Consider the following 13287-nt stretch of genomic DNA (forward strand, 5'->3'; position numbering starts at 1 on the left):
GTCAGACATCTTACATAAACGGGAACCCATTGCTGACGTTCAAACAGGAGGAATGCGTGAGGAAACTGGTTCTACAGCTCGCCGTCGGCGCTGCCGCGCTGGCGCTTGCCACCGCCGCGCAGGCAGGCGAGACGCTCGACCGTGTCATGAGCAAGAAGGCCATGGTGGTCGCCACCAATAGCGGGTGGCCGCCGCAGAGCTATCTCGACGACAGCAACCAGCTGGTCGGCTTCGACATCGATGTCTCCCGCGAGATCGGCAAGCGCCTTGGCGTCGAGGTCAGCTTCGAGACGCCGGACTGGGCGACCTTGACAGGCGGCCGCTGGCAGGGACGTTATGACGTCGGCGTCGGCTCCGTCACCCCCACCAAGGCGCGCGCGCAGGTCATCGACTTCGCCGGCATCTATTACTACAGCCCCTATGTCTATGTGCTGCACAAGGACAGCGAGGCGAAGTCTGTCACCGACCTGAACGGCAAGGTCGTCGGCGTTGAAACGGCCACGACATCGGAAGATTTCATTCGCCGGCAGTTGGAAATCGACGCGCCGGGGCTTCCGCCGATCGAATACAAGCTGGAACCGGGCGAGATCCGCACCTTCGCCGATTCCATGCTTCCCTTCGACGACCTGCGCCTCGGCAATGGCGTGCGCCTTGATGCGGTCATCGCGCCGGAACAGACAGCGCTCAACGCCATCAAGAACGGTTATCCGCTCAGGGTCCTTGACGGCGAGTACGCGTTCAAGGAGCCGCTCGTCGTTATCGCAGAAAAGACCGACCCCGAGTGGACGAAGAAGATCGGCGACCTCATCGCGGAGATGAAGAAGGACGGCACGCTCGCGAGCTTTACCACCAAGTGGTACGGCAAGGACTATAGCGCCGACTGAATTGGACAAGTCTGCGCGGCGGCAGTTCGTGCCGCCCCGCAACCCTTAATCGCTGTCCGCCGAGCGAGAGAACATGTCCTATCCCGACACCTACTACAAAAATACAATGGTCGACCGGAAGGTCAGACCAGTGCTTTCGGAAACCATCGAATGTCACACGGTCGTTGTCGGCGGTGGGCTTGCTGGTCTGACAACGGCGCTTCAGCTTGCACGCGCCGGGCAGTCGGTGGTCGTGCTCGAAGCCGAGAGTATCGGCTTCGGGGCTTCCGGTCGAAATGGAGGCTTCGTCAGCCCCGGTTTTGCGACCGGTGGCGAGAATATTGCCCGAATGGCCGGTGCCGAAGGGGCGCGGCAGATCCACCGCCTGTCGATCGAAGGCGTGGATTTTGTTCGCGATACGATCGCGGCGCTGAAGATCGAGAGCGCGCATGCGCAGCCCGGCATCACCAGCGTGCTGCGCTATGACGACGACGGCAGCATGAAGGCACATGCCGACGCGATGCGTCAAAACTACGGATACGAATTGGAATACTTCGACACCGAGCATATTCGCGCGGTGTTGAAGTCGAAGCGCTATTTCCAGGGTCTGCGCGACCCCAAGGCCTTCCACATGCACCCGCTCAACTACCTTCGTGCAGTGGCAGAAGAGATCGAACGGCTGGGTGGGCGGATCTACGAAGGCTCGGCGGCAACGGCGAGCACACTCGACGGGGCCGAAAAGACGGTGTCGACCGCCCGCGGCCGCGTCAAGGCCCGCCAGGTCGTCTTCACGACCGGTGGCTACACCGGCGCGCTCAACGGTCGGCTGCGGCGTGCGTTCCTGCCGATCGCCACCTATGTGATGCTGAGCGAAGAAGCGCCAGACCTGATCCGTTCTGCCATCGTCACCCGCGACGCGATCGGCGACAACCGCCGCGCCGGGGACTATTACCGGCTGGTGGATGGAGGCAAGCGGCTGCTTTGGGGTGGGCGGATCACCACGCGTGCAGCTTCGCCGGCGGCCCTTGCGGCCGAATTGCGGCGGGAGATGACGGGCACCTATCCGCAACTCAAGGAACTGAAGACCGAACTCGCCTGGTCTGGGCTGATGTCCTATGCACGCCACCTGATGCCCCAGATCGGTGAGATGCGGCCGGGAGTCTGGCATTGCACCGCCTTTGGCGGCCACGGGCTCAACACCACGGCGATCGGCGGCAAGCTGGTAGCCGAAGGCATTCTCGGACAGTCAGACCGCTACAAGCTCTTCCGGCCGTTCGGTCTGGTCTGGGCCGGCGGCTATGCCGGGCTGGCGGTTGCTCAACTCACCTACTGGAAACTGCAGGCACAGGACTGGTGGCGCGAGCGCGCGGCCTGAACGCCGGAGATTTTGAGATGATTGGTCGTCTGATACTGACTTATCCGGACGTCGCGCGACGGTCCGGCATGTTTCTCATGCTGGCGCTCGTCACGCTGGCGATCTACGGGCTCGGCATCAGCCCCGCCTGGATTGGGCATCTGCTGCCGACTTCGGCAGGGTGGCTGGAAGCCAATCCAGCGCTCGGCCGGTTGGTCAGCGCCTTGATGGTCGCGCTGATCGCGGTAGCGAACTGGAAGGCTTTGCGGCAATTGCCGCGTAGCGGACAGGTGATCGGCGTCTGGGTCGAGCTCTTCGTCCTGCTGATGCTGTTCTTCTACTCGTTCGATCTGTCCTTCGCCTTCATCGGCAAGAAGATCGGCTACCTGGTCTCCCAGGGCGTCGTCACGACGCTCTATATCTCGGTGATCTCGATCGCGATCGCCACCCTCATCGCGCTGGTCGGGGCAATTGCGAAGCTGTCGAAGAACGGCGTGATCTACGGTCTCGCGACCTTCTACACCTCGCTCTTCCGCGGTCTGCCCTTGTTGATGCAGATCTACATCATCTATCTCGGCCTGCCGCAGGTCGGCTACGTCATCGGTGCGGTGCCGGCGGGCATCCTGGCGCTGTCGCTCTGCTATGGCGCCTATATGACGGAGATCTTCCGGGCCGGCATCGAGAGCATTCCCCGCGGCCAGACGGAAGGCGCGACCGCACTCGGCCTTAGCCCGAGCCAGACGATGGCGCTGGTGATCATGCCGCAGGCGATGCGCGTCATCGTCCCGCCGACCGGCAACCAGTTCATCGCAATGCTGAAGGACTCGTCGCTCGTCTCCGTCGTCGGGGTCTGGGAGATCATGTATCTCGCCCGCACTCAAGGGCAAACCGAATTCCGGCACATCGAGATGCTGATCACCGCCTCGATGATCTACTGGATCCTGTCGATCGGTCTTGAGTTCCTGCAGTCGCGTGTCGAGGCCCGCTTCGGGCGCTTCGATGTCCGCTGAGTACGGTTGCGCACGCGAATTTCTTGGGGTGGAAAGCCTGAAGACGCTCGCCATTTACCCGGCCCGTTGTTGAACTGGGTCGGGTGAGGCGGGCTCGTCTTGTTACAGAGTGTGCGGCTGTTGCGGAAACCCGCCGACATGGGTGCAGGTGCGCGCAGCGAGGTCGCGCCCGGCCTCCAGTCGCTCGATCAGCGGGCGGCCTTCGAGATGAGCCAGAATGAACCCGGCGATAAAGCTGTCGCCCGCGCCGGTAGTGTCGACGACATCCACAGGACGACTGCCGGTCGATACTAGTTCGGTTCCGTCGATTGCGAGCGAGCCGAGGGCGCCTCGCGTGACAACGGCCAGCTTAGCACCGCGAGAGAGGAAGCCATCAGCCAATCGTTCTGCGTCCTGATCGCCGTCGCCGCCGGACCCGAAGGCGATGTTGAGGCCCTCCACGCCAAGGTCGGCGGGGGCGGCGTTGACGGAGACATCCTGCGAGACGCTGACGCCCTCGGCTGCAAGTGCCCGGCGCAGCGCGCCGCCGTCGTCGAGCCAGCCGATATGCACGTGATCCATGGTCTTCAGGAGAGCGAGGTCTTCCGCGTCGGGTCGGTAGCCGGCACAGGCGCCGAAATCCTCATAGAGGAAGACACGGTCGCCATCCGGCGTGATGCCGATGTCGGTATAGGCGGTGTTGACGTCGCGCTCCTTGAGGCCGTCAAGCCGCACGCCGTTCTGCTCGAGAAGCTGCCGCACCTGTGTGCCGCCGCGGTCACGACCGACGGCGCCGAAGTAGAAAGATTGGTGTCCGAGAAGCGCCAACTGCACGGCGACATTGATCGCGTTACCACCGACATAGGTTTCCCCGACCGGCGCCTGGAAACGGTCGATGCAATTGTCGCCGACGGCAGCAAGGCGGAAAGTGGTCATGGCGTCTCCTGGCGGGCGCATGGAAAGGTCGCGAACGCGTTTTCGCATCCGCGACCGTCGGGCGAACGATTACGTCTCGAATGCTCAGTAGGCAACGCGCTTGTAGTAGCGCCGCGTCGTCAGCGGGTGATTGCGCATGACCTCCAGGTGGGCACTGATGCGCTCGAGCACCGTTGCAAGCACGATCGGCGAGACGAGACCGCGCACGTCGGGAGAAAGGCCGGGGAGGGTAGACTCCGCTGTGTCGAGCACGGTGAGCTTGCTTGTGTAGCTAGGCACGAAGTTCTGAACGCGCTCGGCGAGCGGACGCATCGCATCTTCGCCCTTGAACAGGACGACGCTGACGTCCTGTTCGACCAGTTCGAGCGTTCCATGGAAGAAGTCGGAGGCATGCACCGGACGGGTGCGGATCCACTGCATCTCCTCGAGAATGCACATGCCGTAGTAGAAGGCTTCCGGCCACACGTTCCCGGCGCCGATGATGATATGATAGTCGGAGCCAGCAAGAACCTTCGCGAAATCCTCTGCTCGGGGTTCGAAGCTTCGCTTCACCTCCAGCAGCGCCTGCGGTAGGGTTTCGAGTTCACCCACAATCCGCTCGTAATTTTCGAGTTCCCCGCGGTGGCGCATGATCGAAAGCGCAATGAACAGCGATTGCAGATAGAATGACTCGCAGGAGGTGTCGTCTTCGGCGAAATTGACGAAGACGTGGTCGCCGCCTTGGCCGAGTGGCGTGTCCCGATGCCCGACCAGCGTCAATACCGTCGCGCCAACCGCTTTTGCCTTCTCGAGCAGCGCCACGCTTTCCTTCGTGGTGCCGGAGAGGGAGGGAATGACCACGATGGACCTGGAATTCAGGTTTACCGATCCGGAAAGGACGAGCTCTGCCGGCAGGTCGCTAAAGGTGGGAAAGCGGGACTGGCGCTGAAGAAGCTGGGCTGCCGGCTGCATCAGGATGGCGGCGCCTCCCGTTCCCGTGAAAAAGATGTTCTCCGCGCCGGCGGCGAGACAAGCCGCGATGGTGGTGTCCAGTTGCTGGCGCAGTGCGCCAGCGCCCAACTGGATGCGAAGAAATCTCTGTTCGTCGAAGTTCAGCATGGCACGCTTTCCCGGTGATTGCCTCGGTCGGCGGTCATGGCGTCCGCCGTTCTCCTTAATGTTGTAAGACAACTGACAACAATGCGAAGCGGTGTCAAGAGAGATATCTCGCCAGCACCGCTGCACCTCGCGATGCACGCCGAGTAGCAGCGAAAATCCGGTTGGCCGGAGGCGCACTTGACCTTCCAGAATTTGTCAGACAAGAACATCCTTGTGATTGTTCAACGGAGTGAGAGGAATTGGACGAACCCCTTCGTGATACGCGCACACTGGTCATTCAGCTCCGCGACCGCATCGCAGATCTGATTCGCGACGAAGGGCTCAATCCCGGCGACAAACTGCCGACCGAGGCGCAGTTGACGCAGCGCTTCAAGATCTCGCGTCCGGCGCTGCGCGAAGCGCTGAAACTGCTTGAGCAGGACAGCATCATCTATGTCGAGCACGGCCGGGGGCGGTTCGTCTCGGCGATGTCCGCCGTGCAGGTCGATCGGCCGATCACCGTCTTCGAAAGCGTCACGGACATGGCCCGGCACTATGGCTACGCCACGGCCAACAAGGTTCTTTCGGTGGCGGAGGAAGCACCCGACGCCACCACGGCTGAGCAGTTGCGGCTCCAGCCGGGCGAGCGGGTGATCCGTCTCGAACGGCTGCGGCTGCACAAGGACGAGCCGATCCTCTATTGCGTCGACTTCATCCCGCGCAGCATCATCCCGTTGCGCCTTTATGATGTCGATTGGACAGGTTCACTGCTCGATCTGCTGGATCAGCACAGGAGCAGGCCCAGGATGTCGGCCGCGATTGTCTCCGCCGTCATGCTTCCAGATGATGTGGTGGAGCGCAACGACCTGCGCGATTTCGGGCCGGCACTGCTGATCCGCGAGACCTGTTTCAATGCGGCCGGCTTGCCGGTGGTCTACGCGCTCGACTATCACCGCGGCAGCCATTTTTCCTTCAGCCTAGCGCGTAAGTGATCCGGCCGACGGTCGAGGTCGGCCAGCAATCGACTTTGAACGACGTGACGCGGCGAGGAACAGCCTCGTTATTGCTCCAGACGCGCCGGGCTGAACTTCGATGGGTCGAGACCGACCGCGTCAAAGCCTTCCGGGGGCGAGGTGCCGACGACGAGGTTCGCGGCGAGTGCGCCGAGCGCCGGTGAGGTCAGGATGCCGTAGCCGCCCTGGCCGGCGAGCCAGAAGAAATCCGGTCGGTCGCGGGCAAAGCCGATGACCGGCAACTTGTCGGACGAGAAGCTGCGCATGCCGGCCCAGCTCTTGAAGATGCGGCGAACCGGTACGGTCGTTGCCTCTTCGATGTAGTGCGCCGCCCAGGCGACGTCGATTTCCTCGGGCTGGACGTCGGCCGGCTCGCAAGGGGTGGCGTCGGCCGGCGAGGCGAGCAGCCGCCCACCCTCGGGCTTCATGTAGAAGTCTTCATCGATCTCGTTGATCTCCGGCAAGGTGAGCGCATCGATGCCTTCGGGAAGATCAACGGTGATCGCCGTGCGGCGATGCGGCACGATACCGACGGGGGCGACGCCGAACAGGTCCGCAACCGGATCGGCCCAACCGCCGGCGGCGTTGACGATCGTCTTTGCGCTGACATTGCCGGCACTTGTCGTGAGCACCCAGCGATCGCCATCCCGATGCGGCGCCAGCACGTCCGAGCGTTCGACGATCGTGGCGCCATGCCGCCGTGCGCCCCTGACGTAACCCTGCACGAGGTTCTCGACTTCGATGTCCCAGAAATGCGGATCGTAATAGGCCGCGGCAACGTAGTCACGCCGGAGAATAGGCACGCGTGCGATAACTTCGTCGATGGTCAGCCTTTGGATCTCGGCATTGGCGCGACTTTCCTCGGCGAAGACCTCTTCGAAGCGATCAATCTTCTCGGCGTTGGCGATCATGACGCCGCCGCGCTGCTTGAGCAGCGCCACCTCGGAGAACCCCTCAGGCGGATTGTCGAAGAAACTTTTGGAGATCGAAGCGAGCGCGCAGACCTCGGGCGTATTGTAGCGCAGGACAAACTCTGCGGCCGAGCGGCCGGTGCTGTGATAGCCGAGCCCTTCCTCCCGCTCGATCACCACGACGGAGCGATGTGGTGTCAGGAAATAGGCGAGTGACAGGCCGGCGATCCCGCCGCCAATGATTGCCACATCGTAGTCTCGCATGTCCCGCCTCCATTGGTTGTTGGCGGGACCATAGGCAAGCTGCCAACCGCGTTCAAATTTATAACCGGAAAGGTGGCTATCAATTCTGATGATGGTCAGGCTGTCTCGTCGAGACAGTGGTCGAGGGGCTCGGTATCGGCGACATGGGAAAGAAAAGCAGCCTCCGCCGGATTGAGGATCGCGTTCGGGTTGGAAATGCGAAAGACATCAGTCGTCGGCAGGTCGGTGTAGGGCGGCAACTGCCAGAGCTGGCCCTCCGCAACGGCTGGCGCCGCCAGGTGGTCGGGCAGCATGCCGATGCCGACATTGGAGGCGATCAGCCGCATGACCTCTTCGACATTGCAGGAGACGGCGCGGACCTGCTGGCCGAAGGATCCGACGGCACGCACCGCCGTCACCGAGTTCATATGCTGCCCGCCAAGCACGTCGGCGATGAAGGCGATATAGGGATTGCCCCTGAGATCGTTGAAGTCGACGCCTTGAACGCCGAACAGCGGATGATCGCGGCCGCAGTAGAGCGCGTAACGTTCGCGTACATGGAAGCGTTTGTTGAGCCAGTCGGGTATGTTGCCGTCGCAAAGGCCGATGGTCGCGACGTTTCGCTCGACGGCGCTTAGAACGTCGACCGTCGTCGCGACAGTGACCGATAGCGTCACCTTGGAGTGCAAACGGAAGAAACTTTCGAGCTTGCGGTCCCAGGCAGGGTTGTGGGCGTGGCTGACTGAGTGGATGTTGAGGTGGCCGGTGATTTCCTCTCCGGCGATCTCCAGTACGTTCGGCAGCCGAATGACGGCCGCGAAGATATCGCGGCATTGGGCATGCAGGCGGGCGCCGGCATCCGTCAGGTTGAAGCGCCCGGGACGTCTGTCGATGAGCTTCTGGCCGACGGTCTGCTCCAATCGTTTCAGCGCCATGCTGACGGCCGGCTGCTGCAGGAGCAGGCGGTTCGCGGCGGCGGTGATGCTGCCTTCCTCGACAAGCACGACGAAGGTGCGCAGCAGATTCCAGTCGAGATTGTGGGCGAAGCGTTCGAGGCGGTCATTGGCCATGGTCGTGGCTTGCTTTTGATCTCTGGCGTTGCACTGGCCATTCGCTCCACGGTGGTGGCCCGAAGGACTTGAGTTCTTGTCGTCATATTTCAGCGATTTTGCAACACGGGGCCATTCCCTGAACGCATGAGGCGGTGCCTCAATTTCGTTTGAAACGGCATGCACCCCTTGCGATAACATGAGCCGAATAATCCGATGGGAGAGAAACATGGCCGGCAAGACGCAATTTCAATGGGATGATCCGTTCCTGCTCGAAGATCAGTTGACCGAGGACGAACGTATGATCCGCGACACGGCGCGGGCCTATGCGCAAGACCGGCTGCAGCCGCGCGTCATCGACGCCTATCGCGAAGAATCGACCGATCCGGAGATCTTCCGCGAGATGGGCGAGCTCGGCCTGCTCGGCGTGACCGTCTCGGATACCTATGGCGGCGTCGGCGCTTCTTACGTCGCCTACGGCCTTGTCGCGCGCGAAGTCGAGCGCGTCGACAGCGGCTACCGCTCGATGATGAGCGTGCAGTCTTCGCTGGTGATCTATCCGATCTATGCCTATGGCTCTGAAGAGCAGAAGCAGAAGTATCTCCCGAAGCTCATCAGCGGCGAGTGGATCGGCTGCTTCGGCCTGACCGAGCCGGACGCCGGCTCCGATCCGGCCGGTATGAAGACCCGCGCCATCAAGACCGAGAGCGGCTACCGCCTTGTCGGCTCGAAGATGTGGATTTCCAACGCGCCGCTCGCCGATGTCTTCGTCGTCTGGGCGAAGTCGGAAGCTCATGGCGGCGCTATCCGCGGCTTCGTGCTCGAAAAGGGCATGAAGGGCCTTTCCGCTCCGAAGATCGCCGGTAAGCTGTCGCTGCGCGCCTCGATCACCGGCGAAATCGTCATGGACAATGTCGAGGTCGGCGAAGAGGCGCTGCTGCCGAATGTGGAAGGCCTCAAGGGTCCGTTTGGCTGCCTCAACCGCGCCCGCTACGGCATTTCCTGGGGTGCGCTCGGTGCCGCTGAATTCTGCTGGCATGCCGCGCGCCAGTATGGCCTCGACCGCAAGCAGTTCAACCGTCCGCTGGCACAGACTCAGCTCTTCCAGAAGAAGCTTGCCGACATGCAGACGGAGATCACGCTCGGCCTGCAGGGCTCGCTGCGTGTCGGCCGCCTGATGGACGAGGGCCGCATGGCCCCGGAAATGATCTCCATCGTCAAGCGCAACAATTGCGGCAAGGCGCTCGATATCGCCCGCATGGCCCGCGACATGCACGGCGGCAACGGCATCTCCGAGGAGTACCAGGTCATGCGCCACATGGTGAACCTCGAGACCGTCAACACCTACGAGGGCACGCATGACGTCCATGCGCTGATCCTCGGCCGCGCCCAGACCGGCCTCCAGGCCTTCTTCTGAGCGGCACGATCATGGAAGCGCCGCTGAAGGGCATTCGTGTCCTGGAACTGGCCCGCATTCTCGCGGGCCCCTGGATCGGCCAGACGCTGGCCGATCTTGGTGCCGACGTCATCAAGGTGGAAAGCCCGGCCGGCGACGACACCCGCACCTGGGGCCCGCCCTTCGTCGCGGGCGAAGATGGCGAGAAGCTCGATGCCGCCTACTTCCACGCCTGCAACCGCGGCAAGCGCTCCGTGGTGCTCGATTTCACCACGGAGGAGGGACAGGAGGCCGTGCGCCGCCTTGCCGCCCAGTCGGACGTTCTCCTCGAAAACTTCAAGGTCGGAGGGCTCGTCAAATATGGTCTCGACTACGAGAGCCTGAAGAAGATCAATCCGCGGCTGATCTATTGCTCGGTGACGGGCTTCGGCCAGGACGGTCCCTATGCTCATCGCGCCGGCTACGATTATATCGTCCAAGGCATGAGTGGCATCATGGACCTGACCGGTGAGCCCGATCGCGAGCCGCAGAAGATCGGCGTTGCCTTCGCCGATATCTTCACCGGTCTCTACGGTGTAATTGCCGTCCAGGCGGCGCTTGCCCAGCGCGAGCGCACCGGCGAGGGACAGCAGATCGACATGGCGCTGCTCGACTGCATGACCGGCGTTCTTGCCAACCAGGCGCTGAACTTCCTGGTCTCCGGCAAGGCGCCGCGCCGGCTCGGCAATGCCCACCCGAACATAGCGCCCTATCAGGTCTTCCCGACCTCCGACGGCCACCTGATCGTTGCGGTCGGCAACGATCGGCAGTTCGTGAAGTTCTGCACGTTGCTCGACCGCGCCGATCTGGCGACCGACGAACGTTATCTGACCAACGCGCTGCGCGTGCAGAACCGCGACACGCTGACGCCCGAACTGGCAGCCGAAACCGTGAAGATCGAGCGCGACACTCTGTTGACGTTGCTGGAAGATGCCGGGGTGCCCGGCGGGCCGATCAACACCGTCGCCGACGTCTTTGCCGATCCGCAGATCGAGCATCGGAAGATGCGGGTGGATACGCCGCATTCGGGCGCTGCCGCCGGTACCTCGCCGGGTGTGCGGACGCCGATCCGCTTTTCAGCGGGCGAGCTTGCGCTGGACCGCGGCGTACCGCGGCTTGGAGAGCACACCGACGAGGTACTCGCCGAGATCGGGATGCAGGTCCCGAAGGCGGGCTAACGCAAGGTGAGGCCCCGAAGGCGCTTGTTAAGACACCACCTGAGAAAATAGCAAAAACCCCGGAAATCCTGGAGATTTCCGGGGTTTTTCCGTTAGGCCTTGAGTGCGCGGTTGAAGACGCGCGACAGCCGTTCGGCAAAAGCGCGCGGATCCTGCGGCTTGTCGCCATCGAGCACGCGCGCCTGGTCGAGCAGGAGTTGTACGGCATCCGTTCGAAAAGCTGTATCGCCGGCAGGGCTGGCGGCCATCGCGGCGATCAGTGCGTGGTTCGGGTTAACTTCGAGGATCGGCTTGGCCGCATCGTCAAGACGGCCGGCGCCTTGCAGCATCTTTTCGAGCTGGCGATCGGGACCGTGTTCCGGCGCGACCAGGCAGACGGCACTTTCCGTCAGGCGGTCGGACGTGCGGACATCGGAGACCGCCGCGCCCAGGGTCTCCTTGGCGAAGGCAACGAAGTCGATGACCAGCTGGCTGGCCTTCGGCGGCTCTTCCTTGTCGCCTTCAGACTTGGCGATATTGCTGAGATCAGCCGCCCCTTGGGTGATCGACTTCAGCGGCTTGCCGTCGAAGTCCGGAGCCGAGGTCACCCAGAAGCTATCGACCGGATCGGTCAAGAGCAGCACTTCGATGCCGCGGGCGCGGAAACCTTCGAGCTGCGGCGAGGCCTTGAGCTGGCCGAGATTGTCGCCCGTCAGATAATAGATCGCCGACTGGCCTTCCTTCATGTCCTTGACGTAGTCGGCGAGACTGCGCTGGCCTTCATCCGAGGTGGTGGTACGGAAGCGTGACAGAGCGATCAGTTGTTCGCGGCGCTCGTAGTCCTCGTAGATGCCTTCCTTCAGCACGCTGCCGAAGTTCTCCCAGACCTTGGCGAAGCTCTCCGGTTCGTTTTCCGCCAGCTTCTCGATCGCCGTCAGCACGCGGTTGGTCACGCCCTTGCGGATACTTGCCAGCAGCGGGCTTTCCTGGATCATCTCACGCGAGACGTTCAAGGGCAGGTCGGACGTATCGACGAGGCCGCGCACGAAGCGCAGGTAGCGCGGCAGCAATTCCGCCTCGTCGGTGATGAAGACGCGTTTGACGTAGAGCTTCATCCGGCCCTTGCGGTCCGGGTCGAAGAGGTCGAAGGGCTTCGAGCCGGGCACGAAGGCAAGTGCGGTATATTCGTGACGGCCTTCGGCGCGGAAATGGACGGTCAGGGCCGGATCGTCATACTGCCCGGCGACGCCACGGTAGAAGTCGGCGTAGTCTTCCTTGGAAATCTCGCTCTTCTGCTTGGTCCAGAGGGCCGTGCCGTCGCCGACGGAAACCGGCTCGGCCCCGGGCTTCTCGACGATCGAGATCGGCACCGGCACATGGCCGGACTGATCCTTGACGATGCGCTCGACGGTCCAGCGCGACGTGTAGGTCTTGGCATCCTCCATCAGATGGAGCGTGATGCGCGTACCGCGCGCCGGAGCGTCCGCAAGTTCGGCGGCAGCAACGGTGTAGCTGCCCTTGCCGTCGGAGGACCACAGCCAGGCGTGTTCGGAACCGGCGCGACGCGACACGACATCGACCTTGTCGGCGACCATGAAGGCGGAATAGAAGCCGACGCCGAACTGACCGATAAGCTGTGCGCCTTCCTTGCCCTGCGCGGCCTCGATGCGCTCCATGAAGGCCCGCGTGCCCGAGCGGGCAATCGTGCCGAGCGCTTCGACCAGTTCATCACGGCTCATGCCGATGCCGTTGTCGTCGACGACGAGACGGCTGTTTTCCTCATCGAGCGTCAGCGTGATGCGCGGGGTGGGGTCTCCGGCAAGAAGCTCAGGCGAGGCGATCGCTTCGTAGCGCAGCTTCTCGCAGGCGTCCGCGGCGTTCGAAATCAGTTCGCGGAGGAAGACGTTCTTGTCGGAATAGACCGAATGCACCATCAAATGGAGCAGTCGCGCCACATCGGCTTCGAAGACATGTTTCTCTACGGACATTTCGGTTTCGCTCATCGCCTTGGCAACTCCTTGTGCTTTGCGCCCCAATTGGCAAGCTGCGTCCAGAATTTCAAGGGTCGTCTTGCGTGGTACCCATTTCTGTATGATGCTGCACTGCGAAGGAACGCTGAAAACTGGCCAACGTATGCTCCTTCCACGGGGTCCAAGGCGACGGTTCGCTATGCCGACAAATCGCCGTAACACTCCACTGTTATGCTCCTGCGACCTGAGCAGACGTTCTTGGGTCACCTATGTCGAGTTCATACCGCAGC

At 62.5% G+C, this 13287-nt stretch carries 11 protein-coding genes; 6 read left to right on the forward strand and 5 right to left on the reverse strand.

Going from position 1 to position 13287, the window contains the following annotated elements; translation table 11 throughout:
- Positions 1–56 precede the first annotated feature (56 nt).
- The 3 genes from ACTJKE_RS07550 to ACTJKE_RS07560 all read left to right on the forward strand — a co-directional run bounded on the left by ACTJKE_RS07550 (position 57) and on the right by ACTJKE_RS07560 (position 3227).
- The gene (locus ACTJKE_RS07550) at positions 57–884 is read left to right on the forward strand and encodes a transporter substrate-binding domain-containing protein (RefSeq protein ID WP_058324972.1); all 828 of its coding nucleotides are present in this window, start codon (positions 57–59) and stop codon (positions 882–884) included.
- 73 nt (positions 885–957) lie between these two features.
- A complete protein-coding gene (locus ACTJKE_RS07555) occupies positions 958–2238 on the forward strand; it encodes an NAD(P)/FAD-dependent oxidoreductase (protein WP_058326336.1) in 1281 nt (426 codons plus the stop codon).
- Positions 2239–2255: 17 nt separating this feature from the next.
- The gene (locus tag ACTJKE_RS07560) at positions 2256–3227 is read left to right on the forward strand and encodes an amino acid ABC transporter permease (protein ID WP_058326407.1); all 972 of its coding nucleotides are present in this window, start codon (positions 2256–2258) and stop codon (positions 3225–3227) included.
- A 102-nt stretch (positions 3228–3329) separates the two neighbouring features.
- Here the strand turns inward: ACTJKE_RS07560 and ACTJKE_RS07565 are convergent, their stop codons facing one another.
- Positions 3330–4142: a PfkB family carbohydrate kinase gene (locus tag ACTJKE_RS07565; RefSeq protein ID WP_058326335.1), complete on the reverse strand. Its 813-nt coding sequence runs from the start codon at positions 4140–4142 to the stop codon at positions 3330–3332.
- A gap of 84 nt (positions 4143–4226) precedes the next feature.
- The gene (locus ACTJKE_RS07570) at positions 4227–5240 is read right to left on the reverse strand and encodes an SIS domain-containing protein (RefSeq protein ID WP_440660587.1); all 1014 of its coding nucleotides are present in this window, start codon (positions 5238–5240) and stop codon (positions 4227–4229) included.
- Positions 5241–5479: 239 nt separating this feature from the next.
- Here ACTJKE_RS07570 and ACTJKE_RS07575 point away from each other — a divergent pair, with 239 nt between their 5' ends.
- Complete coding sequence (locus ACTJKE_RS07575) at positions 5480–6211, forward strand: GntR family transcriptional regulator (protein WP_057249142.1); 732 nt, start codon at positions 5480–5482, stop codon at positions 6209–6211.
- 68 nt (positions 6212–6279) lie between these two features.
- Here the strand turns inward: ACTJKE_RS07575 and ACTJKE_RS07580 are convergent, their stop codons facing one another.
- Both ACTJKE_RS07580 and ACTJKE_RS07585 read right to left on the reverse strand, forming a co-directional pair.
- The gene (locus tag ACTJKE_RS07580) at positions 6280–7407 is read right to left on the reverse strand and encodes an NAD(P)/FAD-dependent oxidoreductase (protein WP_058326333.1); all 1128 of its coding nucleotides are present in this window, start codon (positions 7405–7407) and stop codon (positions 6280–6282) included.
- Between the two features lie 95 nt (positions 7408–7502).
- On the reverse strand, positions 7503–8456 hold the full coding sequence (locus ACTJKE_RS07585) for a LysR family transcriptional regulator (RefSeq protein ID WP_113398807.1): 954 nt from the start codon (positions 8454–8456) through the stop codon (positions 7503–7505).
- Between the two features lie 208 nt (positions 8457–8664).
- On the opposite strand from ACTJKE_RS07585, the gene ACTJKE_RS07590 reads away from it, so the two are divergent.
- Both ACTJKE_RS07590 and ACTJKE_RS07595 read left to right on the forward strand, forming a co-directional pair.
- A complete protein-coding gene (locus ACTJKE_RS07590) occupies positions 8665–9852 on the forward strand; it encodes an acyl-CoA dehydrogenase (RefSeq protein WP_058324966.1) in 1188 nt (395 codons plus the stop codon).
- A gap of 11 nt (positions 9853–9863) precedes the next feature.
- Positions 9864–11048, forward strand: a complete 1185-nt coding sequence (locus ACTJKE_RS07595; protein WP_440691594.1) for a CaiB/BaiF CoA transferase family protein — start codon at positions 9864–9866, stop codon at positions 11046–11048.
- Positions 11049–11140: 92 nt separating this feature from the next.
- On the opposite strand, the gene htpG is transcribed toward ACTJKE_RS07595, so the two are convergent.
- Positions 11141–13030, reverse strand: a complete 1890-nt coding sequence (gene htpG, locus ACTJKE_RS07600) for a molecular chaperone HtpG (protein ID WP_058324964.1) — start codon at positions 13028–13030, stop codon at positions 11141–11143.
- Between the last annotated feature and the right edge of the window lie 257 nt (positions 13031–13287).

The sequence above is a fragment of the Ensifer sp. 22521 genome, from assembly GCF_052044795.1.
GTDB lineage: Bacteria > Pseudomonadota > Alphaproteobacteria > Rhizobiales > Rhizobiaceae > Ensifer.